Source organism: Serinicoccus chungangensis, from assembly GCF_006337125.1.
GTDB classification, from domain to species: Bacteria; Actinomycetota; Actinomycetes; order Actinomycetales; family Dermatophilaceae; genus Ornithinicoccus; species Ornithinicoccus chungangensis.
In genome coordinates this window covers 1,170,936-1,196,492 of record NZ_CP040887.1, presented here as the reverse complement: position 1 = coordinate 1,196,492, position 25,557 = coordinate 1,170,936, and the positions used below count along the sequence as shown (strand labels likewise).

The 25,557-nt window shown below is 72.8% G+C and carries 17 protein-coding genes; 12 read left to right on the top strand and 5 right to left on the bottom strand.

Translation table 11 applies throughout. The features are described 5' to 3' along the window. Positions 1-6: 6 nt before the first annotated feature. Entirely contained in the window at positions 7-3,291 is a 3,285-nt protein-coding gene (locus FHD63_RS16870) for a DEAD/DEAH box helicase (protein ID WP_139720742.1), read from the bottom strand. A gap of 90 nt (positions 3,292-3,381) precedes the next feature. Continuing rightward, entirely contained in the window at positions 3,382-4,239 is an 858-nt protein-coding gene (locus FHD63_RS05350) for an alpha/beta fold hydrolase (RefSeq protein WP_139720740.1), read from the bottom strand. A 165-nt stretch (positions 4,240-4,404) separates the two neighbouring features. Between FHD63_RS05350 and FHD63_RS05345 the strand changes: the two genes are divergently transcribed. Next, entirely contained in the window at positions 4,405-5,958 is a 1,554-nt protein-coding gene (locus FHD63_RS05345) for a DEAD/DEAH box helicase (RefSeq protein WP_139720738.1), read from the top strand. Between the two features lie 149 nt (positions 5,959-6,107). Here FHD63_RS05345 and icmF read toward each other — a convergent pair whose 3' ends face one another. Beyond that, on the bottom strand, positions 6,108-9,392 hold the full coding sequence (gene icmF, locus FHD63_RS05340; protein ID WP_238705779.1) for a fused isobutyryl-CoA mutase/GTPase IcmF: 3,285 nt from the start codon (positions 9,390-9,392) through the stop codon (positions 6,108-6,110). 253 nt (positions 9,393-9,645) lie between these two features. On the opposite strand from icmF, the gene FHD63_RS05335 reads away from it, so the two are divergent. The 6 genes from FHD63_RS05335 (at position 9,646) to FHD63_RS05310 (ending at position 16,134) form a co-directional block, all read left to right on the top strand. Beyond that, complete coding sequence (locus FHD63_RS05335) at positions 9,646-10,992, top strand: ABC transporter substrate-binding protein (RefSeq protein WP_238705778.1); 1,347 nt, start codon at positions 9,646-9,648, stop codon at positions 10,990-10,992. Between the two features lie 81 nt (positions 10,993-11,073). Continuing rightward, complete coding sequence (locus FHD63_RS05330) at positions 11,074-12,054, top strand: carbohydrate ABC transporter permease (protein ID WP_139720735.1); 981 nt, start codon at positions 11,074-11,076, stop codon at positions 12,052-12,054. Then, a complete protein-coding gene (locus FHD63_RS05325) occupies positions 12,051-12,989 on the top strand; it encodes a carbohydrate ABC transporter permease (RefSeq protein WP_139720733.1) in 939 nt (312 codons plus the stop codon). The genes FHD63_RS05330 and FHD63_RS05325 overlap by 4 nt, the downstream gene beginning before the upstream one ends. 68 nt (positions 12,990-13,057) lie before the next feature. After that, positions 13,058-13,939, top strand: a complete 882-nt coding sequence (locus FHD63_RS05320; RefSeq protein WP_139720731.1) for a DUF1295 domain-containing protein — start codon at positions 13,058-13,060, stop codon at positions 13,937-13,939. Between the two features lie 9 nt (positions 13,940-13,948). Beyond that, positions 13,949-15,331: a UTP--glucose-1-phosphate uridylyltransferase gene (locus FHD63_RS05315; RefSeq protein ID WP_238705777.1), complete on the top strand. Its 1,383-nt coding sequence runs from the start codon at positions 13,949-13,951 to the stop codon at positions 15,329-15,331. Further along, positions 15,328-16,134 carry a helical backbone metal receptor gene (locus tag FHD63_RS05310; RefSeq protein ID WP_174964903.1) on the top strand — a complete coding sequence of 269 codons (807 nt, stop codon included), beginning with the start codon at positions 15,328-15,330 and terminating at the stop codon, positions 16,132-16,134. The genes FHD63_RS05315 and FHD63_RS05310 overlap by 4 nt, the downstream gene beginning before the upstream one ends. An 8-nt stretch (positions 16,135-16,142) precedes the next feature. On the opposite strand, the gene FHD63_RS05305 is transcribed toward FHD63_RS05310, so the two are convergent. Together FHD63_RS05305 and FHD63_RS05300 are read right to left on the bottom strand one after the other, a co-directional pair. Further along, positions 16,143-17,378: an ROK family transcriptional regulator gene (locus tag FHD63_RS05305; protein ID WP_139720729.1), complete on the bottom strand. Its 1,236-nt coding sequence runs from the start codon at positions 17,376-17,378 to the stop codon at positions 16,143-16,145. Positions 17,379-17,416: 38 nt separating this feature from the next. Beyond that, positions 17,417-19,687, bottom strand: a complete 2,271-nt coding sequence (locus tag FHD63_RS05300; protein ID WP_139720727.1) for a beta-xylosidase/alpha-l-arabinosidase — start codon at positions 19,685-19,687, stop codon at positions 17,417-17,419. A gap of 85 nt (positions 19,688-19,772) precedes the next feature. Here FHD63_RS05300 and xylA point away from each other — a divergent pair, with 85 nt between their 5' ends. From xylA to FHD63_RS05275, 5 genes are all read left to right on the top strand, one after another. After that, entirely contained in the window at positions 19,773-20,963 is a 1,191-nt protein-coding gene (gene xylA / locus FHD63_RS05295; RefSeq protein WP_139720725.1) for a xylose isomerase, read from the top strand. A 122-nt stretch (positions 20,964-21,085) separates the two neighbouring features. Further along, positions 21,086-22,105: a LacI family DNA-binding transcriptional regulator gene (locus tag FHD63_RS05290; protein WP_139720723.1), complete on the top strand. Its 1,020-nt coding sequence runs from the start codon at positions 21,086-21,088 to the stop codon at positions 22,103-22,105. Between the two features lie 193 nt (positions 22,106-22,298). Continuing rightward, entirely contained in the window at positions 22,299-23,570 is a 1,272-nt protein-coding gene (locus FHD63_RS05285) for an ABC transporter substrate-binding protein (RefSeq protein ID WP_158296710.1), read from the top strand. Positions 23,571-23,665: 95 nt separating this feature from the next. Beyond that, positions 23,666-24,649 (top strand): carbohydrate ABC transporter permease, encoded by a 984-nt coding sequence (locus FHD63_RS05280; protein ID WP_139720719.1) that lies wholly within the window; start codon positions 23,666-23,668, stop codon positions 24,647-24,649. Then, positions 24,646-25,536, top strand: a complete 891-nt coding sequence (locus FHD63_RS05275; protein WP_139720718.1) for a carbohydrate ABC transporter permease — start codon at positions 24,646-24,648, stop codon at positions 25,534-25,536. The genes FHD63_RS05280 and FHD63_RS05275 overlap by 4 nt, the downstream gene beginning before the upstream one ends. The last annotated feature ends 21 nt before the right edge of the window (positions 25,537-25,557 follow it).

Here is a 25,557-nt window from a genome sequence, read left to right as displayed (position 1 = left end):
CCGCGCTCAGCCCTCCAGCAGCCCGCGGATGTCCTCGGCGGTGACGACCCCGGAGCGGAACTCGCCGGAGTCGACGACGCTGGTGAAGAGGCGTCGCTTGCGCTCCTGGAGTGCCACGACCTTCTCCTCGATGGTGCCGGTCGAGACCATCCGGTAGACGTGGACCGTCCGGTGCTGGCCGATGCGGTGGGTCCGGTCGACCGCCTGCGCCTCCGCGGCGGGGTTCCACCACGGGTCCAGCACGAACACGTAGTCGGCCTCGGTCAGCGTCAGACCGACACCGCCGGCCTTCAGGCTGATGAGGAAGGCGGGCTGCTCCCCCTCCCGGAAGGCGGCGATGCGCGCGGTGCGGTCCCGGGTGCTGCCGTCGAGGTAGACGTGCCCGAGGCCGGCCGCGTCGAGGGCCTCCCGCACGAGGGCGAGGTAGCTGGTGAAGCTGGAGAAGACCAGGGCGCGGTGGCCCTCGGCCGCGAGCGCGGCGAGGCGCTCGACCAGCGCGGTCACCTTGGCCGAGGTGGCCAGCCCGGCGTGCGACGCGTCGAGCAGGGAGGGGTCGAGGGAGAGCTGGCGCAGCATCGTCAGGGCCCGCAGGATCTTGACGCGGTTCTTGTCCAGGTCGGCCAGCAGCCCCAGCACCCGCTGGCGCTCGCGCTGCAGGTGCTGGTCGTAGACACGTCGGTGCGCGGGGTGCAGGTCGACGGCCAGCGTCTGCTCGATCTTGTCCGGCAGGTCGGCGGCCACCTGCGCCTTGGTGCGGCGCAGCAGGAAGGGGCGGACGCGCCGTCGCAGCCGGGCCAGCTCCTCGGGCGCGGCGCCCGACTCGATCGGCGTGCGGTAGCGCTGCGTGAACGCCTCGGGCCGGGGGAAGAGCCCCGGGGCCGCCAGCGACGTCATGGACCACAGGTCCATGAGGGTGTTCTCCAGGGGGGTGCCGGTCATCGCGAAGGTGCGGGACGCCCCCAGCCGCCGCACCGCCTGGTAGGTCGCCGAGCGGCGGTTCTTGACGACCTGGGCCTCGTCGAGGACGGCGGCGCTCCAGGGCAGCGCGCGGTAGTCCTCGGCCTCCAGCCGGAGCAGGGTGTAGGACGTGATGACGAGGTCGGCCGCCCCGACGGCCTCGGCGAGGTCCGTGCCGCGGCGCCGGCGGGTGGCCGAGATGGTGGCGGTGCGCAGGTGCGGGGCGAAGCGTGCGGCCTGCTCGGTCCACGCCGTCACCACGCTGGTGGGGGCGACGACGAGCACCGGTCCCTCCGCGAGGTCGGCGCGGTGCTCGGCCCGGACCACCATGGCCAACGCCTGCAGCGTCTTGCCGAGCCCCATGTCGTCGGCGAGGATGCCGCCGAGGCCGGCGTCCCACAGGCCGCACAGCCAGCGGTACCCCTCGAGCTGGTAGGGGCGCAGGGTCGCGCGGAGATCCGCGGGCGGCACCACCTGCCCGCGGTCGCCGTCGCCGATCGCGAGCAGCGCGTCGACCCGCTCGGTCCACCGGCCACGCTGCTCCTGGACGACGCCCAGGTCGACCAGCTCCTCCCACAGCCCCGCCTGGTAGGGCGTGATCCGCAGGAGGGCGGGGTCGTCGCCCTCGTCGTCCACGAGCTCGCGCGCCTCCTCGATGAGGCGGCGCAGGGTGAGCAGCTCGGGCTGGTCCAGCCGCAGCCACAGACCGGACTCGAGCAGCAGGACGTCCTGGCCGGCCGCGAGCGCCGCGAAGAGCTGCTCGAAGGGGACCTCCTGGCCGTCCACGGTGACGCTGACGTGCAGGTCGAACCAGTCGCCCTCCCCCGCCTCGCTGGTGCCGAGGTGCACGACCGGGTCCTGCGCCGCCTCCTCGTAGGTCGCCAGCTCCCCGTGCACCAGGACGTCGAGGTCCTCGTGCTGGCGCAGCCCGGGCAGCACCTCCCCCGCGAAACGTGCGGTCGCGAGCCCGGTGAGGACCGACCGGGGGCGCAGCCGCACCGACCCTGCCGGGCCGTTCGCGAACACCGCCGGGGCCTGCTCCAGGAGGGGCAGCACCGCCGCCACCGCGGCCCGTTCGGCGGCCTCGTCCCGGGGGAGGTCCTCGGGTCCCGGGTCCAGCCCGACGACCACCGTGCCCGGCTCCCCCTCGACGGTCGGGACGGCATACGCGAAGGTCCAGCGCAGGTGCAGGACGTGGCCGGGCTCCGGGGTGACCTCGAGCCGCAGCCGCGGCGGGCGGTCCGCGGGGGTCACGACGCTGCCGTCGCTGGAGGTGAGCCCCACCTGTCGGACGAGCGCCGGGTAGTAGGTGGTGAGGAAGCGTCCCACCTGGTCGGGGGGCACCTGCACGGAGGTGCCGCCCTCGAGCAGCCCGCCCACCGGCTCGGGCACAGGCCCGCGCAGGGGCCACAGGGTCAGCCGGTCGTCGGCGTCGACCCAGCCCAGCCCGTGGGCCGGTCGACCCACGAGGAAGCGCCTGCCCCCCGCGGCCGGCGCGCCGTCGACCTCGACCCCCGCGGCGAGGATGAGCGCTCCGTCGTCGCCGCGGACGACGTCGAGACCGACCGCGGCGGACCCCTCCCCCAGCTCGACCCCGGCGAGCCCCTGCCCCGGCACCAGGGGGACGCCCGCCGCCAGGACCTGCCGCAGCACCGGCCAGGCGACGGCGCCGATGGCCCCGAGCGGCAGCTCCTTGGCGGAGGAGGAGAAGTAGCCGAACCCCGAGCTGCGCCCCAGCGCGGCGAGCTGGCTGAGCAGCGCCCGGTGCCCCGGGTCCACCTCGGTCGTGGACCAGCGGTTGGTCAGGTCGTCCCAGCCCACCCCCTGCGCCACCCACGGCTTGCTCCGGCCGGGGCGCACCGGGGCGAGCGTCACCCGGGCCGACTCCTCCCGACCACCTGGCCCCCGGGTGAGCGAGACCTGGAGCCCGAGCCGGTGGCGGGTCGCCCCGGTGCCCGGCGCAGGGCGGACCAGCGGGGCCAGCGCCGCCTCCCACCCGGGCGCCGCGGGCGGCTCCGAGCGCAGGCGTGCCCGGGCGGTCAGGAGGACGGCGACCGCGTGCTTGCAGTCCTGGACCACGGGGCAGCTGCACTGACCGCTCCACACCACGACGTCGCGGTCGTGCACCCGCACCACCGTCTGGTAGACCCGCCCTCCGGAGCCGACCACCGTGCCGACCAGCGCGCCGCCGTCGGGACCGGCGACCAGGGTGCGGACGTGGCCGGCCTCGGCATAGCCCTGGCCACGGGCCAGCGTCAGCTCGCCGACCTCGGCCCGCAGGTCGCCGTCGCCCACGCGCAGCACCCACCCGGCGGCGGAGAGGTTCGGCGACATGGACCGAGCCTAGGACCGGGGGCCGACAGGTCGGCGGGTCCGTCCACAGGCGGGCGGAGGGCCGGCCGTCCGGGACCCCTCCGCGCGCGGTCAGCCCTCGGCCGGTCTCGAGCCCGGCACCTCGCCGCTGCGGTGCAGGACCTCCTGGGCCAGCTCGGCGGCGCGGCGCTCGGGCAGCCAGTGGCCCGCGTCCAGCTCGACGAAGCGGTAGGGCCCGGACACGGACCGCGCGGTGCGTTCCGCGGCGGCCCGACCCAGGAACGGGTCGCGGGTCCCCCAGACGAGGGTGGTCGGCACCTCGACCCGGCCGACGGGCCGGCCGCCCGGTCGGGCGGCCGCGCGGTACCAGCCCACGGGTCCGCGCAGGGCGGCCCGGGTGCCCAGCCGCGCGGCGTACCGGCGTGCGTCCTCCTCCGGCAGCCCGGTGCGCACCAGGGCACCGCGGCGCAGGGCCCGCACCATGACGAGCTCGGGCAGCACCGGGGCCTGGAAGCCGGCGATGTACCAGCTGCGGCGGGCCTGGTCGGCGTGCCGCACGGCCCACGCGAGCGCCCGTGGGTGCGGGGTGGAGGCGACCGTGAGGGTCGCGACCCGGTCCGGGTGCCACGCGGCGAGCGCCCAGGCGACCGCGCCGCCCCAGTCGTGCCCGACGACGTGCGCCCGGTCCGCCCCGACGTGGTCGAGCAGCCCCAGCGCGTCCTCGACGAGCCGCTCCAGCCGGTATGCCGCGACGCGCCGCGGGCGGGCCCCCTCGGCATACCCCCGCTGGTGCGGGGCGAGGGTGCGCAGCCCGGCCTCCTGCAGCGCCGGGGAGACCCGGTCCCAGGCGGTGCCGTCCTGGGGGAAGCCGTGCAGCAGCAGGGCCACCGGGCCGCCCGGGGGCCCGCCGGCCAGCGCCTCGTGGGTCAGTCCGTCGCGGGTGTGCCGCAGGATCTCGTTCGCGCTCATGCGTCCATGATGGCGGTGAGCAGCCACGACTGCGCTAGACTGGTCGCAGCAGTACGGATCGTCTCGCCCCGCACTGCCTGATCTCGCAGCCGACCGGCTGCCACGTTCGCGCCGCCTCCGGGCCGGGCGCCGGGTGGGACTCCGCACACGTCTCGAAAGCTCCTTGTGACCTCTTCCTTCGCCGACCTCGGCGTGCCCTCGTCCCTCACCGCCCTCCTCGAGGAGCGCGGCATCACCACCCCCACCCCGATCCAGGCCGCCACCCTGCCCGACTCGCTGGCCGGCCGGGACGTCCTGGGCCGGGGCCGCACCGGCTCCGGCAAGACCTACGCCTTCCTGCTGCCCCTCGTCACCCGGCTCATGGCCGACCCGGGCGCCGCCCGGCGCCGGGGCCGCACGCCCCGGGCGCTCGTCCTCGCCCCGACCCGCGAGCTGGCCGGCCAGATCGCCGCCTCGCTGGAGCCGCTGGCGGCCGCCGCCGGGCTGACCCACCTCACCGTCTTCGGCGGTGTCGGCCAGAACCCGCAGGTGCGGGCGCTGCAGGCCGGCATCGACGTCCTCGTCGCCTGCCCCGGCCGGCTCGAGGACCTCATCGGTCAGGGGTATGCCGACCTGTCCGGGATCGAGGTCACCGTGCTGGACGAGGCGGACCACATGGCCGACCTCGGCTTCCTCCCGGTCGTCCGGCGGCTGCTCGACCGCACGCCGCGGCAGGGACAGAAGATGCTCTTCTCGGCGACCCTGGACGCCGGAGTCGACGTCATCGCCAAGCGCTACCTCAGCAGCCCGGTCACCCACCACGCCGACTCGGCGCAGTCCCCGGTCGAGGCCATGGACCACCACGTCCTGCACATCGACGCCGGCGACCGCCTCGCGGTGCTCACCGACCTCGGCGCCGCCCCGGGCCGCAAGGTGGTCTTCACCCGGACCAAGCACGGCGCCAAGAAGCTGGCCAAGCAGCTCAACGGCGCCGGGGTCCCGGCCGTCGAGCTGCACGGCAACCTCGCGCAGAACGCCCGCACCCGCAACCTCGACGCCTTCCACTCCGGGCGCGCCAGCACGCTGGTCGCCACCGACATCGCGGCCCGCGGCATCCACGTGGACGACGTCGCCCTCGTGGTGCACGCGGACCCGCCCGTCGAGCACAAGGCCTACCTCCACCGCTCGGGCCGCACCGCCCGGGCCGGCAACGCCGGCACCGTGGTGACCCTCATGACCGACGACCAGGTGCGCGACGTGCGCTCCCTGACGCGGGCCGCCGGGATCAAGCCGACGACGACGAAGGCCCACTCCAGCCACCCGATCCTGCGCGAGCTCGCCCCGGGCGAGCGGGTGCTCACCCCCGGCGGGCTGGTCGTCGAGGTGCCCGTCCAGGGCGGTCAGGGCGGTCAGGGCGGTCGCCGCCAGGGCGGCGGCGGTCAGCGCAGCCGCGGCACCGCGCAGGGTGGTCGCGGCCAGGGTGGCAGCGGTCGCTCCGGCGGCCAGGGCGGCAACGGTCGCTCCGGCGGCCAGGGTGGTCGCGGCCAGGGCGGCAACGGTCGCTCCGGCGGCCAGGGTGGTCGCGGCCAGGGCGGCAGCGGTCGCTCCGGCGGCCAGGGCGGTCGCGGCCAGGGCGGCAGCGGTCGCTCGAGCGGCCAGGGCCGCGGACGCCAGGGCAGCTCCTCGGGCGGCTCGGTCGTGGCCTTCTCCACCTCCAGCGGGGGCGGCCGCCGCCACTGAGCGGCCCACCGGCCCCCTCGTACGCCGACGGTGCTCCTCGGCAGTGATGCGTCACTGCGGAGGGGCACCGTCCGCCTGTGGCGGGGTGGAGCGCCCGGGCGGCTGCCTCCCGGCACACCGGCAGGGCCACCCGGGTCGGGCCGGTCCGCTCAGACGTTGCGGCGGTACTCCCCGCCCACCTCGAAGAACGCCTCGGTGATCTGGCCCAGCGTGCATACGCGCGCGGCGTCCATGAGCACCGCGAAGACGTTGTCCCCGGCCATCGCCGCCTCCTTGAGCCGCGCCAGCGCCTCCTGCGCCTCGCCAGCGTGCGCCTCCTGGTAGGCCTGCACCCGCTCCAGCTGCGACTGCTTCTCCGCCTCGGTGGCCCGGGCCAGCTCCACCTCGACCTCCTCGCGCTCGGCCTCGGGCCGGCGGAAGGTGTTGACGCCGATGATCGGCAGCGAGCCGTCGTGCTTGCGGTGCTCGTAGAGCATCGACTCGTCCTGGATCTTGCCGCGCTGGTAGCCGGTCTCCATGGCGCCCAGCACCCCGCCGCGCTCGCTGATCCGGTCGAACTCGGCCAGCACGGCCTCCTCGACGAGGTCGGTGAGCTGGTCGATGATGAAGGACCCCTGGTTCGGGTTCTCGTTCATCGCCAGCCCCCACTCCTTGTTGATGATGAGCTGGATCGCGAGCGCCCGGCGCACCGACTCGCCGCTCGGCGTGGTGACGGCCTCGTCGTAGGCGTTGGTGTGCAGGCTGTTGGCGTTGTCGTAGATCGCGATGAGCGCCTGCAGCGTGGTGCGGATGTCGTTGAAGTCCATCTCCTGCGCGTGCAGGGAGCGTCCTGACGTCTGGACGTGGTACTTCAGCTTCTGGCTGCGCTCGTTGGCGCCGTACCTCTCCCGCAGGGCGACCGCCCAGATCCGCCGGGCGACCCGGCCGATGACGGAGTACTCGATGTCCATGCCGTTGGAGAAGAAGAAGGACAGGTTGGGCGCGAAGGCGTCGACGTCCATCCCGCGGGCGAGGTAGGACTCGACGTAGGTGAACCCGTTGGCGAGGGTGAAGGCGAGCTGGCTGATGGGGTTCGCCCCGGCCTCGGCGATGTGGTAGCCGGAGATCGACACCGAGTAGAAGTTGCGCACCCCCTGCTCGATGAACCACTCCTGGACGTCGCCCATCATCCGCAGCGAGAACTCCGTGGTGAACAGGCAGGTGTTCTGCCCCTGGTCCTCCTTGAGGATGTCCGCCTGGACGGTCCCCCGGACGTTCTGGAGGGCGTACGCGCGCAGCTCCTCCGCCTCGGCACCGGAGGGCTCCCGGCCCTCCCGCTCGCGGAACGCCTCGAGCTGCTGGTCGATGGCGGTGTTGAGGAAGAAGGCGAGCACCGTGGGCGCCGGGCCGTTGATGGTCATCGACACCGAGGTGGTCGGGTCGACGAGGTCGAAGCCGTCGTAGAGCGCCTTCATGTCGTCCAGCGTCGCGATGGACACCCCGGAGGTGCCGACCTTGCCGTAGATGTCCGGGCGCTGCTCCGGGTCGTGGCCGTAGAGCGTGACCGAGTCGAAGGCGGTCGACAGCCGGGTCGCGGGCTGCCCCTCGGACAGCAGCTTGAAGCGCCGGTTGGTGCGGAACGGGTCGCCCTCGCCGGCGAACATCCGGGCCGGGTCCTCGTTGTCCCGCTTGAAGGCGAAGACGCCAGCGGTGTAGGGGAAGGAGCCGGGGAGGTTCTCCCGGCGCCAGAAGCGCACCAGGGCGCCGGCCTCGTCGTACGGCGGCAGCGCGACCCGGGGTATGCGGTTGCCGCTCAGCGACTCCTTGGTCAGGCGGGTGTGGATCTCCCGGTCGCGGACCGTCACCACCTGCTCGTCGCCGGAGTACGCCTCGACCCGGGCGGGCCAGCCCTCGAGCATCTCCCGGACCTCGGTGGGGACGTCCCGGCGGGCGGCCTCGAGCAGCTCGTCCAGGCCGTGCTCGCTCCCGCCGCCCCCGGAGGACGCGGCGAGCTCGTCCGCGGTCTGCTCGAGCCGCTCCACCCGCCGGGCCGCCAGGGCGTACCGCTCGGTGTCGGCGTGGTAGCCGCGCAGGGTGTCGGCGATCTCGGCGAGGTAGCGGACCCGCTTCGGGGGCACCACCTGGCGGATCATCGAGGAGTAGCGCGCGTCCACGGCGGGCAGCGTGCCCTCCCCGACGTCGAGGCCCTGGCCGGCGAGCAGGTCGCGCAGCGCCTGGTAGAGCGCCGTGACGCCGTCGTCGTTGAAGGTGGCGGCCGAGGTGCCGAAGACCGGCATGTCCTCGGGCCGGGCGCCGAAGGCCTCCCGGTTGCGGACCAGCTGGCGGCCGACGTCGCGCAGCGCGTCCATGGCCCCCCGGCGCTCGAACTTGTTGATCGCCACGACGTCGGCGAAGTCGAGCATGTCGATCTTCTCCAGCTGGCTGGCGGCCCCGAACTCGGGTGTCATGACGTAGAGGGAGGTGTCGACGAAGGGCACGATGCCCGCGTCGCCCTGCCCGATGCCCGGCGTCTCCACGACGACGAGGTCGAAGCCCGCGGCCTTGAGCACGTCGATGGCCACCGGCAGCGCCTCCGGGACCTCGGACTCCCCGCGCGTGGCCATCGAGCGGAACATCGCCTGCCGGCCACCGATCGCGCCCATCCGGATCCGGTCGCCGAGCAGGGCGCCGCCGCCCTTGCGGCGGGTCGGGTCGATGGCGATGATGCCGATGCGCAGCCGGTCGCCCTGGTCGATGCGCAGGCGGCGGACCAGCTCGTCGGTGAGCGAGCTCTTGCCGGAGCCGCCGGTGCCCGTGATGCCCAGGACCGGGGCCCGGCTCTCCCGGGCCGCGGCGGCGTACCGCTCGCGGTCCTGCTCCGGCAGGGACCCGAGCTCGGCGCCGGTGATCGCCCGCGACACCGCGGTCCGGCTCCCGGCCAGCACGTCGTCGACCGCGGCCGGACGCACCTGCCACATGTCGTAGTCGGCGTCGCGGATGACCTGGTTGATCATCCCCGGCAGCCCCAGCCGCTGGCCGTCCTCCGGGGAGAAGATCGTCACCCCGGCCTCCCGGAGCCGGGTGATCTCCTCCTCGACGATGACGCCCCCGCCGCCGCCCACGACCTTGACATGACCGGCACCGGCCTCACGCAGCTGCTCGACGAGGTATTCGAAGTACTCGACGTGACCCCCCTGGTAGGAGGAGACCGCGACCGCGTTGGCGTCCTCGTCGAGCACCGCCTCGACGACCTCGGCGACCGAGCGGTTGTGCCCGAGGTGGACGACCTCGGCGCCCTGGCTCTGCATGATCCGGCGCATGATGTTGATGGAGGCGTCGTGACCGTCGAAGAGGCTGGCGGCGGTGACGATCCGCACCGGGTGCTCCGGGCTCCGGAGCGCCGGCGGCCCGCTGGTCGCGTCCGCGGCGGTGGCTGCGCCCTGGTCGTTCTTCACCGTGCATCTCCTCGTCGAGTGGGGCCGTGCTCCTCGATGGTAGTGGAGGACGGGCGCGTGATTGACGCGCCCGTCAAGGTCAGGCTCCCCTCCGCGCGCCGCATCGTTACGCAGACGTGACGTCAGAGCCTTGATCGGCCGGTCCGGGGATGTTGGGATGACTACAGGGCCGGGGTCGCCCCTGGGCCATGGCCTGTTCCCTGTGAGAAAGGACGGCGCGACGATGCGCAGTAAGACGACCCGGAGGTTGGCGATGGCCGCCTCACTCGGACTGGCCGGCGTGACGCTGGCGGCGTGCGGCGGTTCCGGCGGATCCGGCGGAGGGGAGGATGTCGACGAGGCGCTCGCGTCGGTGGACGTGTCCTGCGAGCCCTACGAGCAGTACGGCGACCTCGAGGGCACCACCGTGGGTATCTACACCTCCATCGTCTCCCCCGAGGACCAGGCTTTCATCGAGTCGTTCACGCCCTTCGAGGAGTGCACGGGCGTGACCGTGGAGTACGAGGGTTCCCGCCAGTTCGAGACCCAGCTGCCCGTCCGGTTGGAGGCCGGCAACGCCCCCGACATGGCCTGGGTGCCCCAGCCCGGGCTGGTGGAGCGGATCGTCAACGACTTCCCCGACGCCGTCGTCCCGGTCGGCGAACAGGCCGAGGCCAACGTCGACGAGTACTACAACGAGTCCTGGAAGGGCTACGGCACCGTCGACGGCACTTACTACGGTGCCCCGTTGGGCGCCAACGTGAAGTCGTTCGTCTGGTATGCCCCGGCCGCCTTCGAGGAGAACGGCTACGAGATCCCCGAGACGTGGGACGACATGTACGCGTTGTCGGAGCAGATCGCTGCCGACCACCCGGACGCCAAGCCCTGGTGCGCCGGTATCGAGTCGGGGAACGCCACCGGCTGGCCCGCCACGGACTGGCTCGAGGACGTGATGCTGCGCGCTGCCGGCCCGGAGGTCTACGACCAGTGGGTCGCGCACGAGATCCCCTTCGACGACCCGACGGTCGTGGACGCGCTGAACCAGGTCGGCACCATCCTCAAGAACCCGGACATGGTCAACGGCGGGCTCGGCGGCGTCGAATCCATCGCGGTCACCCCGTTCGGCGAGGCCGGGCTGCCGATCCTGGACCGCAGCTGCTTCCTGCACCGTCAGGCGTCCTTCTACCAGGCCAACTGGCCCGAGGGCACCAACGTGGCCGAGGACGGCGACGTCTTCGCCTTCTACCTGCCCGGCAACGACCCGGAAGCGCAGCCAGTGCTCGTCGGCGGTGAGTTCACGATGATGTTCGCCGACCGCCCTGAGGTCAAGGCTCTGCAGGCCTACCTCGCCAGCCCCGAGTGGTCGAACGCCAAGGCCAAGGTCTCCCCCCCGGGATGGGTGTCGGCGAACTCCGGGCTGGACCCGGCGAACCTGAAGTCGCCCATCGACCAGCTGGCCTACGAGCTGCTGACCGACGAGGCCACGACGATCCGGTTCGACGGCTCCGACCTCATGCCGGCCGCGATCGGCACGGGCAGCTTCTGGACGGGGATGACCAACTGGATCACCGGTGAGGACACCGAGTCCGTGCTGACGATGATCGAGAACAGCTGGGACTGACCGGTCGACGACGCGGGGGTGGGCGGCAGAGTCATCGCCCGCCCCCGCGTCGTCCCGGTCCGCCACGAAAGGACCCACGCCATGGAGTTTCTGCTCAGCACCGGCACGCCGGTCGAGAAGTTCATCGTCATGGGCATCGCCATCCTGCTCTTCGTCGCGGTGATGGCGCTGGTGCTCTTCCTCACCGACCGGCCGCGGATGCCGCAGTGGATCACCGTCCTGGCCTTCCTCGGCCCCGCCGCACTCCTCGTCGTCTTCGGGCTTGTCTACCCCGCGATCGTCACCATGATCAACTCGTTCCAGGGCGACAGCGGGCGAGACTGGGTCGGCCTCAGCAACTACGCCGAGGTCTTCGGCAGCCCAGCGCTGCGGGTCGTGCTGCTCAACACCCTGTTGTGGGTGCTCCTGGTCCCCCTGGTGTCGACGGCCGTCGGCCTGGTGTACGCCGTCCTCGTGGACCGCACCCGGTTCGAGAAGCTCGCCAAGACCTTGGTCTTCCTCCCCATGGCGATCTCCATGGTGGGGGCCAGCATCATCTGGAAGTTCGTCTACGACTTCAAGCCCACCAGCCAGCCGCAGACCGGGCTGGCCAACCAGCTGCTCGTCTGGCTCGGCTTCGACAGCCAGCAGTTCCTGCTGACCTGGCCGTGGAACACCTTCTTCCTCATCGCCGTCATGGTGTGGATCCAGTCCGGCTTCGCCATGACGATCCTGTCCGCCTCCATCAAGGCCATCCCCGACGACATCATCGAGGCGGCCAAGCTGGACGGGGTGACCAACTGGCAGATGTTCCGCTCGGTCACCGTCCCCTCCATCCGCCCGGCCGTGGTCGTGGTCGTCACCACGATCGCCATGGCCACCCTGAAAGTCTTCGACATCGTCTTCACCATGACGGGTGGCAACTTCGACACCTCGATCGTCGCGAACGAGTTCTACACCCGCAGCTTCGTGCGGGCCGAGACCGGCATCGGCGCCACGCTCGCGGTGCTGCTGTTCGTCATGGTCATCCCGATCGTCGTCTACAACGTGCGTCAGATGAAACTTGCAGAGGAGCAGCGATGAGCCAGGCGACCACCGTCCCGGACGTCCCCGGGCCGGCACCGACGAAGAGCACCGGACCGCGCAAGCTCACCAAGGCCGAGCAGCGGGCGGTGGACGCCAAGACGCGGCTGTCCTCCCCGTGGGCCAGCGTCATCGCGATCGTCATCGCGATCCTCTGGTCGGTCCCGACCCTCGGTCTGTTCGTGACCTCGTTCCGGCCCGAGATCGACATCCGGACCTCCGGCTGGTGGACCTTCTTCGGCGACCCGGCCGTCACGTGGGCCAACTACGACGCCGTCCTCTACGGAGGCTCGACGAACTTCATCGACGTCTTCGTCAACACCATCGTCATCACCCTCCCCGCAGTGATCATCCCGATCACGCTGGCCCTGCTGGCCGCGTACGCCTTCGCCTGGCTGGACTTCCCCGGGCGCAACATGCTGTTCGTGGCGGTCTTCGCGCTGCAGATCGTGCCGATCCAGATCACCATGATCCCGCTGCTGACGCAGTACAACAACTGGGGCATCGTCGGCTCGTTCTGGCCGGTCTGGCTCTCGCACACGATCTTCGCGCTGCCCCTGGCCATCTTCCTGCTGCACAACTTCATGATGGACATCCCCAGGTCGCTGATCGAGGCGGCCCGGGTCGACGGCGCAGGCCACGTCAAGATCTTCTTCCAGGTGCTGCTGCCGTTGCTGGTGCCGGCGATCGCGGCCTTCGGGATCTTCCAGTTCCTCTGGGTCTGGAACGACCTGCTCGTCGGCCTGGTCTTCGGCTCGTCGCCGGACGTGGCGCCGCTCACCGTTCGCCTCGCGGACCTCACGGGCACGCGGGGGACGGCCTGGCACCTGCTCTCGGCAGGCGCCTTCGTCGCCATGGTCGTGCCGGTGACGGTGTTCCTCCTCCTGCAGCGGTACTTCGTCCGGGGCCTGCTGGCCGGCGGGGTCAAGGGCTGACGGTCCCTGCCCACCGGTGGGGCGAGACGCGCGGGCGTCTCGCCCCACCGGTGTCTAGGGTGGCCAGGGTGAAGAGCCTGCTGCTGTCCGCCCTGGCCACGGTCGCGGGCCTCCTGCTCGCCCTGGCCGCATCTGACGGGGGTCAGCTGCTGTTGGACGGCCCCCCGCTCATGGGCGCCCTCGTCCTGCTCGCCTACGCCCTCAACTGGGTGGTCTACGTCCCCTCCTTCCGGGCGCAGACCGAGCGCTTCTTCGACCTCACCGGCTCCCTCACCTTCCAGCTGGTCACGGTCCTCGCGCTCGTCCTCGTGGCCGACCGGGACGCGCGCACCTGGATGCTCGCCGGCATGGTGCTGGTGTGGGCTGCGCGGCTGGGGACCTTCCTGTTCCGTCGGATCACCCGGGCCGGCACGGACGGCCGCTTCGACGAGCTCAAGCAGAGCTGGTCCGGCTTCCTCATGGCATGGACGGTGCAGGCGCTGTGGGTGACCTTCACGGCCGGTGCGGCCCTGGCGGCGATCACCTCCGGCGACCGTGCCCCGCTGGGTGTCCTGGCGTGTGCCGGGGTCGTGGTCTGGGTGGTCGGCCTCGCCGTCGAGGCCCTGGCGGACGCCCAGAAGGCGGCCTTCCGGGCCGACCCGCGCCACGAGGGCGAGTTCGTCCGGGGCGGTCTGTGGTCGTGGTCGCGCCACCCGAACTACGTCGGGGAGGTCCTGGTGTGGACCGGGGTGGCCCTGGTCGCGGCGGCGCCGCTCGTCGGCTGGCAGCACGTCACGCTCCTCTCCCCCGTGCTCGTCTACCTGCTGCTGCGCTTCGGCAGCGGCGTGCCGGCGCTGGAGCGCCGCGCCGACGAGCGCTGGGGAGGCCGCGAGGACTACGAGGCCTGGAAGGCGCGGACCCCGGTGCTCTTCCCGGTCGGCCCGCGAGCCGGGGCCGGCCGGTCTCGGTAGGTTGGTCCCATGAGCGCATCTGGACGTCAGCAGGCCCTGGACCGCATGGTGGAGGCCGGCGTGAGCCAGCCGGCCCGCGACACCTTCGCCCGGCACTACGACCACCTGGCGGCGGGGGCGACCGGACTCATCGCGGAGTCCGACGTCGAGCCCGCCCTCCCCTCGGCGCACCTCGAGGACGTCGAGGTGGGCGAGGACGAGGCCCGCGAGGCGCTGGCCGCCACCGCGGTCATCACCCTCAACGGCGGTCTGGGCACGTCCATGGGGCTGGCCGGCCCGAAGTCGCTGCTGCCGGTGCGTGACGGGCTCACCTTCCTCGACATCACGGTCCGGCAGGTCCTGGCGCTGCGCGAGCGCTTCGACGTCACCCTGCCCCTCGTCCTCATGGACAGCTTCTCCACCCGCGAGGCGACCCTGGAGGTCCTGGAGCGCTACCCCGACCTGGAGGTGGACGGCATACCCCTGGACTTCGTCCAGAGCCAGGAGCCCAAGCTGCGCGCGGACGACCTCACCCCGGTCACCTGGGAGGCCGACCCGCGGCTCGAGTGGTGCCCGCCCGGGCACGGCGACCTCTACCCCTCGCTGCTGGCCAGCGGCCTCCTGGACCAGCTGCTCGACGGCGGCTTCCGGTATGCCTTCGTCTCCAACATCGACAACCTCGGCGCGGTGGCCGACGGGCGGGTCGCCGCGTGGTTCGCGGGCAGCGGGGCGGGCTTCGCCGCCGAGGTGTGCCGGCGCACCGAGATGGACAAGAAGGGCGGGCACCTCGTGCGCCGCCGCGCGGACGGCCGGCTCGTGCTGCGCGACACGGCGCAGACCGCCGAGGACGAGATGGTCCACTTCATGGACGGCGACAAGCACCCCTTCGTCAACACCAACAACCTGTGGTTCGACCTCGCCCGCCTCCGCGACATGCTGACCGAGCGGGACGGCGTCATGGAGCTGCCGCTCATCCGCAACGCCAAGACGGTCGACCCGACCGACAAGGGCTCGACCCCCGTCATCCAGATCGAGTCGGCGATGGGCAGCGCGGTCGAGCTCTTCGACGACGCCGCCGCGATCGCGGTGACCCGCGACCGCTTCGTGCCGGTCAAGACCACCAACGAGCTGGCGCTGCTGCGCTCGGACGCGTATGCCGTGGACGGCACGTCCTACCGGTTGAGCCGGACCGTCGACCCGGCGCCGGTGGTGGACCTCACCAAGGACTGCTACGGCATGATCGGCGACTTCGACGAGCGCTTCCCCCACGGGGTCCCCTCGCTGGTCGACGCCGAGCGCCTCGAGGTGGAGGGTGACTGGCGCTTCGGCGCCGGGGTCCGGGTCGAGGGCGTCGCCCACCTCGGCCCCGAGGGCGGGACGGTCGAGGACGGGACCACGCTGGGGGGCGCGTGAGAGCCGTGCGGGACGACCTCGGCGGGGTGGCCGAGGTGCCCGACGGCCCGGTGGAGCGGGTCGTCTCGCTGGTCCCCTCGCTCACCGAGGCCCTGGCGCGCACCCGCCCCGGCGCCCTCGTGGGCGCGACCGACTGGTGCACGCACCCCGCCGACCTCGACGTGCCCCGGGTCCGGGGGACCAAGAACCCCGACCGTGCGGCGGTCGCCGCGCTCGAGCCCGACCTCGTGGTGTGCGTGCAGGAGGAGAACCGCGAGCTGGACGTCCAGCGGCTGCGCGCCGCCGGCATCCCGGTGTGGGTCGGCGTGGTGGAGTCGGTCGACGACGCGCTGCGGGTGCTGCGCCGGCTGCTCGTCGAGGTGCTGGGCTGGGGAGCGCCGGAGTGGCTGACGCAGGTCGAGCACCGCTGGGCCGGCCCGCGCCCGGCCCCTCCCGGGGAGGAACGCCCGCCGTCCCGCCCGCGGGTCGCCGTGCCGGTCTGGCGCGACCCGTGGATGGTCGTCGGCCCGCGCACCTTCACCACCGACCTGCTCGCCCGCGGAGGTGTGGACAACGTCTACGCCTCCGCGCCGGAGCGCTACCCCCGGGTCGACCTCGCTGACCTGGACGCCGCCGGCGCCGACGTCGCCCTGCTGCCCGACGAGCCCTACGTCTTCACGCCCGACGACGGGCCGGAGGCGTTCGCGCGGACGCCCACGCGGCTGGTGAGCGGGCGCCTGCTCACGTGGTACGGCCCGGCCATGCTCGAGGCGGCCGACCTGCTCGACGCGCTGACCGCCGGGCGCGGGCACCCGTCGCGGTAGGGCCGGCCTCAGGCGAGGACCGGCGCCGCGCCGCGGCGCCCGTCGACGAGGTGGGCGACGGGGTCGGCGACCACGTCCGTGAGCAGACGCAGCGCCCCGCCCGTGGCGCCGGCGACGTCGTCCTCGTCGCGCGCGACGGTCACCGACATCCACTCCGCCGCCAGGACCCTCCTCCGGAGGCGGTCCTCGACCGCCGGGCCCAGCTGCCGGGCGAGGTCGCCGATCTCCCCGCCCAGGACGACGGTGGGGACGTCGAGCAGGTTGACCACGCCGGCGAGGACGACCCCAAGCGCCTCGGCCGCCAGGTCGAGGGCCTCCCGGCTGCCGGGATGCCCCTGCTCGGCGCGCTCCCCCAGCTCGGCCAGCGTGGTGCCGTCCGGCAGCCCGGCGCGGCGGGTCATGGCCAGGCGCCCGGCATAGCGCTCGAGGCACCCGTCGGCCCCGCACGGGCACGGGTCGCCGCCGGGACGGAAGGTCATGTGGCCCAGCTCCCCCGCGAAGCCGTGCCGCCCCGCCTGCACCTCCGCGTCGACGACGACCGCCCCGCCGATGCCGATCTCGCCGGAGACGTAGACGAAGTGGCTGAACGGCCCGGGTCGCCCCGGTGCCGGCTGGGCGAAGGCGTGGGCGGCCAGGTTGGCCTCGTTGCCCAGGGTGAGCGGCGTGCCCGGCAGCAGGGGGTGCACCCACCGGGCGGGCGCGACCTCGCGCCAGCCGAGGTTGGGCGCGGTGAGCAGCCGCTGGCCGGCGGTGTCGACCACGCCCGGCAGCGCCATCCCCGCGGCCACCACCCGACCACCCTCGGGCACCGCGGCCAGGCACTCGCGCAGGTGCCCGTCCAGCAGCCGCAGCGCGGCCGTCGGCTCCGAGCCCACGAGGTCGGGCTCGGACCGCGACTCCGCACGGACCACGCCGCGCAGGTCGATGAGGCGCACGGCCACGTGGGCGGCGTTGACCTGGAGCCCCAGCGCGCAGACGCGGCCGGACGGGGTCAGCGGGGTGCCGGGCCGCCCCGGGCCCACCGTCGTCGCCGACCCCTCCTCCACCAGCCCGCCACCGACCAGGTCGTCGACCAGGCGCGAGACGGTCGAGCGGGTCAGGCCGGTGGCCGCGGCCACGCCGGCCCGGGAGAGCGGTTCCGGCGCCGCGCACAGGCAGCGCAGCACGACCCCGAGGTTGGTGGCGCGCACGCTGGACTGGCGCGCGGAGGCCGACGGACCGGCCGTCACGGGGAGAGCAGGCATGCGGGGAAGCCTACTCAGACGGGGGTCCGCCACCCCGGTCACCGCTCCACCAGCACCTCGGTGCGCCGAGGGTCCCGGACCCCGACGTGGTGCACGTCGCCGGACAGCGTCACCGTGCTCAGCAGGTCGCGGTCCGCGACCGAGGACCCCACCCACACCTCCAGGTCACCGGGCTCGACGACCTTGGCGCCGTCGCGGTCGGTGAAGGCCAGCCGCGCCGGCGGCACCACGAGGCGCACGTCCGCGCTCGCGCCCGCCTCCAGCTCGACCCGGGCGTAGCCCACGAGCTGGGCGACCGGGCGGGTCACGGTGGCGACGAGGTCCCGGACGTAGAGCTGGACCACCTCCACGCCGGACCGGTCTCCGGTGTTGCTCACGGTCACCGAGACGTCCAGTCCCTCCGAGGCGGCGCCGGCCCGCACCCGCAGGTCGCGTCGCTCGAGGGTGGTGTAGCTCAGCCCGTGACCGAAGGGCAGCGCGGGACGGCTCGAGAGGTTGGTCACGTCGGTGTCGCCCCCCAGCGTCGGGTGGAGGTAGGTGTAGGGCTGGCTCCCGGTCGAGCGGGGCAGGCTGACCGGGAGGCGACCGGAGGGGTTGACCCGGCCGGACAGGACCCCGGCGACGGCGCCCGCGCCCTCCTCGCCGGGGAAGAAGGCCTGGACGACGGCGGCGCAGGAGGCCAGGGCCCAGCCGACCGCGTAGGGACGCCCGGTCATGAGCACGAGCACGACCGGGGTCCCGGTCGCCACCACGGCCTCCACCAGCGTGCGCTGCCGACCGGGCAGCTCGAGGTCGTCGCGGTCGCTGCCCTCCCCGGAGGTCCCCCGCCCGAAGAGGCCGGACTGGTCGCCCACCACCACGACGGCGACCTCGGCGTCCCGCGCGGTGGCGACCGCCTCGGCGATGCCCGCGTCGTCCCCGCCCTCGACCGGACACCCCTGCGCGTGGCTCACGCTCGCCCGCGGCCACTCCCGGGTCACCGCCTCCAGGACCGTCGGAGCCGCGATGCCCGCGTCGGTCCCGGGGTGCTGCGGCAGCACGTGGGTGACGAAGGCGTAGCAGCCGAAGAGCGCCTCCAGACGGTCGGCGTTCGGACCGATGACGGCGACGCTGCCCGGCTGGGCCAGCGGCAGGGTCCCGTCGTTGGCGAGCAGCACCACCGACTCCTCGGCGAGGCTCGCCGCCAGGGCGCGGTGCTCGGCGCTGTCGAGGTCGACCTGGGAGGGTGGCTCGTCCTCGAAGGTCGCCCCGAGCAGCCCGAGGTCGGCCTTCTGCTGCAGGGCGCGCCGGCACGCCCGGTCGACCAGGGCCTCGTCCACCCGACCGCCGCGCACCGCCTCGGCCAGCGGCCCCAGGTAGGCGTCGCCCGAGGGCAGCTCGATGTCGACCCCTGCCGCCAGGGCCTGGGCCGCCGCCTCCCCCAGGTCGGCGGCGACGTGGTGCAGCAGGTGCAGGAAGGCGACCCCGAAGTAGTCGGCCACGACGGTGCCGTCGAAACCCCAGCGCTCGCGCAGCACCCCGGTCAGCAGACGGGGGTCGGCCGCCACCGGGAGGCCGTCGATCTCGGCGTAGGAGTGCATCACCGACCGCACACCCCCCTCGAGCACGGCCATCTCGAAGGGCACCAGCAGCACGTCCTCGACCTCGCGGGGGCCGGCGTGGACCGGCGCGAAGTTGCGGCCCGCCTGCGATCCCGAGTAGCCCACGAAGTGCTTGAGCGTGGCGTGCACGCCCTCGGACTGCAGGCCCCGGACGTACTCCGTCCCGATGGTGGCCACGAGGTACGGGTCCTCGGAGATCGTCTCCTCGACCCGCCCCCAGCGCGGGTCGCGCACGACGTCGAGGACGGGTGCCAGGCCCTGGTGGACACCGAGCTGGCGCATCGACCTCCCGATGAGCGCGGCCATCTCGCGGACCCGGTCCGGGTCGAAGCTGGCGCCCCAGGCCAGCGGGGTCGGGTAGGTGGCGGCGCGCCACGCGGCCAGCCCGGTGAGGCACTCCTCGTGGACCAGCGCCGGGATCCCCAGGCGGGTGCTCGTGACCAGCCAGCGCTGGAACTCCCACAGGCGGCGGGCCTGCTCCTCGGGCTCCACCGGCCGGGTGCCGTAGGGCCGCGTCAGGTGCCCCAGACCGTGCCGGGCGACCTCGTGCAGCGCCGAACCACCCCCCTCGAAGACCCCCTGCATCGGGGCCACCGCCTCGCCGTCCCCCTGGTCCCAGAAGCCCACGACCTGCCCGAGCTTCTCCTCCAGCGTCATGTCGGCCAGGAGCGCGTCGATATCGGGAGCGCTCTCACTCTGCTCGGTCATGGGGCGGGCCTTCCGTCGGGGTGGGGTTGCGCGACCCAGCCTAGGGGTAGATAGTTTCAGTTCACAACCAACCTAGGAGGCTCCGTTGCCTGCACCGTCGCACCCGGTCCCGTTCACCTTCGGCCTGTGGACCGTCGGCTGGTCCGCGCAGGACCCGTTCGGCGACGCCACCCGCGATCCTGTCGACCCGGTGGAGAGCGTGCACCGTCTCGCCGGGCTCGGCGCGTCCGGCGTCACCTTCCACGACGACGACCTGGTCCCGTTCGGAGCGTCAGCCGCCGACCGGGACGCGGTCATCAGCCGCTTCCGGCAGGCGCTGGACGAGACGGGCATGGGCGTCCCCATGGTCACGACCAACACCTTCACCCACCCCGTCTTCAAGGACGGCGCGCTGACCAGCAACGACCGGCAGGTGCGACGGCTGGCGCTGCGCAAGGTGCTGCGGCAGGTCGAGCTCGGGGCCGAGCTGGGCGCCCGCACCCTCGTGATGTGGGGAGGTCGTGAGGGCACCGAGTACGACGGCGCCAAGGACCACCACGCCGCCCTCGCCCGGTACGTCGAGGGCGTCGACTGCGTCGCGGCCCACATCAAGGAGCAGGGCTACGACATGCGCATCGCCCTGGAGCCCAAGCCGAACGAGCCGCGGGCGGACATCCTGCTCCCCACGGTGGGCCATGCGCTCGCCTTCATCGCGATGCTCGAGCACGGCGACATCGTCGGCGTGAACCCCGAGGTGGGGCACGAGCAGATGGCCGGGCTCAACTTCACCGCCGGCATCGCCCAGGCGCTCTGGGCCGGCAAGCTCTTCCACCTCGACCTCAACGGTCAGCACGGGCCGCGCTTCGACCAGGACCTGGTCTTCGGCCACGGGGACCTCATCTCGGCGTTCTTCACCGTCGACCTGCTGGAGAACGGCTTCCCCGGCGGGGGCCCGCGCTACGACGGCCCACGGCACTTCGACTACAAGCCTCCCCGCACCGAGGACATGGACGGCGTCTGGGCCTCGGCCGCCGCCAACATGGAGACCTACACCCTCCTGGCGGAGCGCGCGAGGGCCTTCCGCGCCGACCCCGCCACCGCGCAGGCCATGAGCGACTCCGGGATCGGCGAGCTCGCGCAGCCCACCCTCGACGAGGGCGAGACGGTGGCGAGCCTGCTGGACAGCGAGGACCTCGGACGCGAGATCAGCGAGCAGGCCGACCGGCTGGCGACGCGCGGCTACGGTCACGTCCAGCTGCAGCAGCTGGCGCTGCGCCACCTGCTCGGCGCGGCCTGACCCACCGCGACGACACCCCGCAGGGCGGACCGCCGTGCGGGGTGCGTCCGCGGACGGACACCGGGACCACGGGGTAGTCTGCTCCGCGTCCGCAGGTCGGTCCGTCGAGAAGGGACAGTGCCGTGGCCGGGTTCCGCAAGGTCCCTGCTCCCACGCTGGAGTCGGTGGCGGCCCGCGCGGGCGTCTCCCGCGCCACTGCCGGACGCATCCTGTCCGGCAAGGCGGGCCGGGGGGACAACAGCCGGGCGGTCCACGAGGCCGCGGCCGAGCTCGGCTACGTCGCCAACTACGCCGCCCGGTCCCTCATGACGCGGCGCAGCGACGCCGTGGGCTTCGTGGTCTCCGAGCCGGAGGAGAGCGTCTTCTCCGACCCGTTCTTCGCGACGGTCCTGCGGGGGGTGCACGAGGGCGTCGCGGCGCGTGAGCGCCAGCTGACGTTCATCATCGTCTCCTCCGAGCACGACCGCCACCGGCTGCAGCAGTTCGTCGCCGGCGGACACCTCGACGGCCTGATGTTCGGCGCCTTCCACGGCGCCGACCCGCTGCCGGACGCGGTCCGGGCCCTCGGCATACCGGTCGTGCAGTGCGGCCGGCCGCACGAGGCGGACGACGACCTGGCGTTCGTGGACGCGGACAACGTCGGTGGTGGCCGCGCGGCCACCCGCTACCTGCTGGAGCGTCGGGAGTTCGTCGTGCACGTGGCCGGGCCGGCCGACATGACCCCGGCCCAGGACCGCCGGTCCGGCTTCGACCTCGAGCTGGCGGGCCGTGGCCTGTCCGGGACGGCCGACCGGACCGTGCACGCACCGTTCACGGTGCAGGGCGGGCGCGAGGCGACCGAGACCCTGCTCGAGCGCCACCCGCAGCTGGACGGCGTGGTGGCCGCGAGCGACGCCATGGCGGTGGGGGCGATCCAGGCGCTGACCGCGAGGGGTCGCCGGGTCCCGGAGGACGTGGGTGTTGTCGGCTTCGACGACGTCCCGCTGGCCGAGGCCGCCCAACCGCCGCTGACCACCGTCCGCCAGCCGATCCGCCAGATGGGTCGTGAGGTCGCCGACCTGCTGCTGGACCAGATCGACGGCCGGTCTGGACCGCGCCACGTGCTCCTGCCGACGACCCTGCGGGTGCGCGGCTCCGCGTGAGCCACATCACGATCTGGTCACCATCCTTGACAGCGGTTTGTTTCCTGACGCAACATGAGAGCGCTCTTACTTCACCGCGCTGGTGCGGGGGAGCTCCGACATCAACGGCGATTCGCGTTCCCACGGGGAACGAGCAGGAGGTTCGGTCATGACAGCACGTGTTCACAGGTCCACCGCCAGAGTGCTGGCATTCGTGACCGTCGGGGCCCTGGCACTGGCTGCCTGCTCCGGGGGTTCGGACGGGTCGGCGGAGCAGACGCCCGTCGCCGCCCCCGACGAGGAGGAGCCGGTCACCATCACCGTCGACTCCTTCGGCGGCATCTTCGACAACTACCAGAAGGCGGGGCTGCTCGACGCCTACATGGAGGAGCACCCCAACGTCACCATCGAGTACCAGGAGACCCAGAACGAGACGGACTATTGGACCGCGCTGACGACCAAGCTGAACTCCGGCTCGGGCCTCGCCGACATCCAGCCGATCGAGATCAGCCGGGCGGCCCTGGTCACCCAGCAGCAGCAGGAGCAGTGGGTCGACATGACCCAGACCGCCGAGGCGGACCACATCGGCGACTACCCCGACGCCAAGACCGGCGCCATCACCACCGCGGACGGCGCCGTCCTCGGTTTCGGCACGGACTCGGGGCCGATGGCCATCTGCTTCCGCAGCGACAAGCTGGAGGAGGCGGGCCTGCCCTCGACGGCGGAGGAGCTCTCCCAGGAGATCACCGACTGGGACTCCTACGAGAGCGTCGGCCAGGAGTACATGGACGCGACCGGGGAGCCGTGGATGGACACGGTGTCGGGCTACTACCGCCTGCTCACGTCGGTCGAGCCGGTGCGCAACTACGACGAGGAGGGCGAGCCCACCTGGGAGACCAACGACACCGTGCGGCCCTCCTTCATGCGCGCCGCGAACGCGGCGGCCCTGACGGCCAACCTGTCCCAGTTCTCCCCCGAGTGGAACACCGCGATGAACACCGGTGAGTTCGCCACGCTGGCCTGCCCCGCCTGGATGCAGGGCTACATCAAGCAGCAGGCCGGCGACGAGAACTCCGGCAACTGGTCGGTCATGCCGCTGCCGCAGGAGATGGGTGGCAACTGGGGCGGGTCCTACCTCTCGGTGCCCCGCGCCAGCGAGAACGCGGCGGCCGCGATCCAGCTGGCGGCCTTCCTCACCAACGCCGAGTCGCAGACCGAGCTCTTCGACCAGGGCCTGGCGTTCCCGTCCAACAGCGAGGCGCTGGAGCAGGTGAGCGACGTCACCGACGAGTACTTCAGCGGCGCGCCCATCGGCGAGATCTTCAGCGCCTCCTACGAGTCGGCCCCCGACCAGCCGCTCGGCATCGACGACGGCGTCATCGACGCGGCCCTCTCCGAGGCGCTGGTCTCGGTGCGCGCCAACGACGTCTCACCCGAGGACGCCTGGAACACCGCGGTGGAGAACATCAACAACCAGGTCGGCTGACGGCATACCGCCACCGGCCGCCGGCCAGCGGCCCCCGCCCCCTCCCGGCGGGGGCCGCCCTCCCACCGCACCGTCCCACAGACAAGGCCACCCCCATGTCCGTCGACGCCCCGCCCGACCGTGAGGTCGCCGGTCCGAGCTCGTCGCCCCGGCACCAGCGGCGCTCCCTCGCCGAACGCCTCACGCCCTACGGCTACGTCTCGCCGTTCTTCCTGCTCTTCGGGGCCTTTGGCCTCTTCCCCCTCGTCTTCACCCTCTGGCTGAGCTTCTTCGAGTACCGCCTGGCGGGGGGTACCCCGCAGTTCCGCGGCCTGGACAACTACGTCTGGCTGTTCACCAGCGACGCCTTCTACAACGCGCTCGTCAACACCCTGACGATCGGGCTGCTCTCGACCGTCCCCCAGCTGCTCATCGCCCTGGCGCTGGCCCACCAGCTCAACTACAGCATGCGGCTGCGCAACTTCTTCCGGGTGTCGATGATCATCCCCTACGCCACGTCCCTGGTGGCGGCGACCCTGGTCTTCGGCTCGATCTTCTCCAACAGCGCCGGGGGGCTCGCCAACGTGCTCATCGGCTTCCTGGGCCTCGACCCCGTCGCGTGGACCAACGGCAAGTGGACGGCACAGTTCGCGATCTCGGTCATCGTGACGTGGCACTGGGCGGGATACAACGCCCTCATCTACCTCGCCGGGATGCAGTCGATCCCGCAGGACCTGTACGAGGCCGCCGCCATCGACGGCGCCAACCGGTGGCACCAGTTCCTGCACGTGACCCTGCCGGGCCTGCGTCCCACCATCCTGTTCACCATCGTCGTGTCGACCATCGGTGCGACCCAGCTCTTCACCGAGCCGTTCCTCTTCGGCAACGGCGCCGGAGGCGGCGCGCTGGGGCAGTACCAGGTCATCGCGATGTACATGTACGAGGTGGCCTTCACCTTCGGGCGGCTCGGGCGGGCCTCCGCCATCGCCATGGTCCTGCTCGTCCTGGTCATCGCGCTGGTGCTGCTCAACACCGGCCTGGCACGCCTGAAGACCCGCGACCGCCCCATCCGTCCCACGACGGCAGGAGGATCCCGATGACGACCACCGACCCCGCCGCGGTGACGAGCTCGACGGCTGACGCGCCACCGGCGACCCGGCGACGCTACCGCCGGCAGGACCAGGCCGGCGTCGGCACGTACGTCGCCCTGACGATCACCGCGCTGCTCTTCTTCTTCCCGCTCTACTACTCGGTCGTCGCGGCCTCGCACACCCCGGCGGACCTCTACGACGGGCAGCCTCCGCTGCTGCCCGGGCCGGGCCTGTTCGACAACCTCGCCCGCGCGCTCGACCAGGCCGAGCTGTTCGAGGCCCTGGGACGGTCGCTGATCGTCTCGGGCACCGTCACCGCCTCCACGGTCTTCTTCTGCACCATCGCCGGCTTCGCGTTCGCCAAGCTGAGGTTCACCGGTCGCACCGCGTTGTTCGGCATCGCGCTCGCCACCCTGACCATCCCGCCGACCCTGGGCATCGTGCCGCTGTTCGTCGTCATGAGCCGGCTCGGTCTCGTCAACAACCTGGCCTCGGTCATCCTGCCGGCCGCCGTCACGGCGTTCGGGGTGTTCTTCATGCGCCAGTACATCAGCCAGGCCCTGCCGGACGAGCTCATCGAGGCGGCCACCGTCGACGGCGCCAGCCTCCACCGCATCCTCGTCTCGATCGTCTTCCCCATCGCGCGGCCCGGGATGGCCGTGCTCGGCATCCTGTCCTTCATGGCCTCCTGGAACGACTTCCTGTGGCCCTTCATCGCCGTGCGGAACACCCCCACCATCCAGGTGGCGGTCGCCGGCATCGGGGCCGGCTACACCCCGGACATCGCGGTGATCCTCGCGGGGACCGTCATCGCCACCGTGCCGCTGGTCGTCGTCACGGCCGTCTTCGGCCGGCAGATCGTCGGCGGCATCACCGCCGGCGCCGTGAAGAGCTGAGCCGGACCGTCCGCAGTCCAC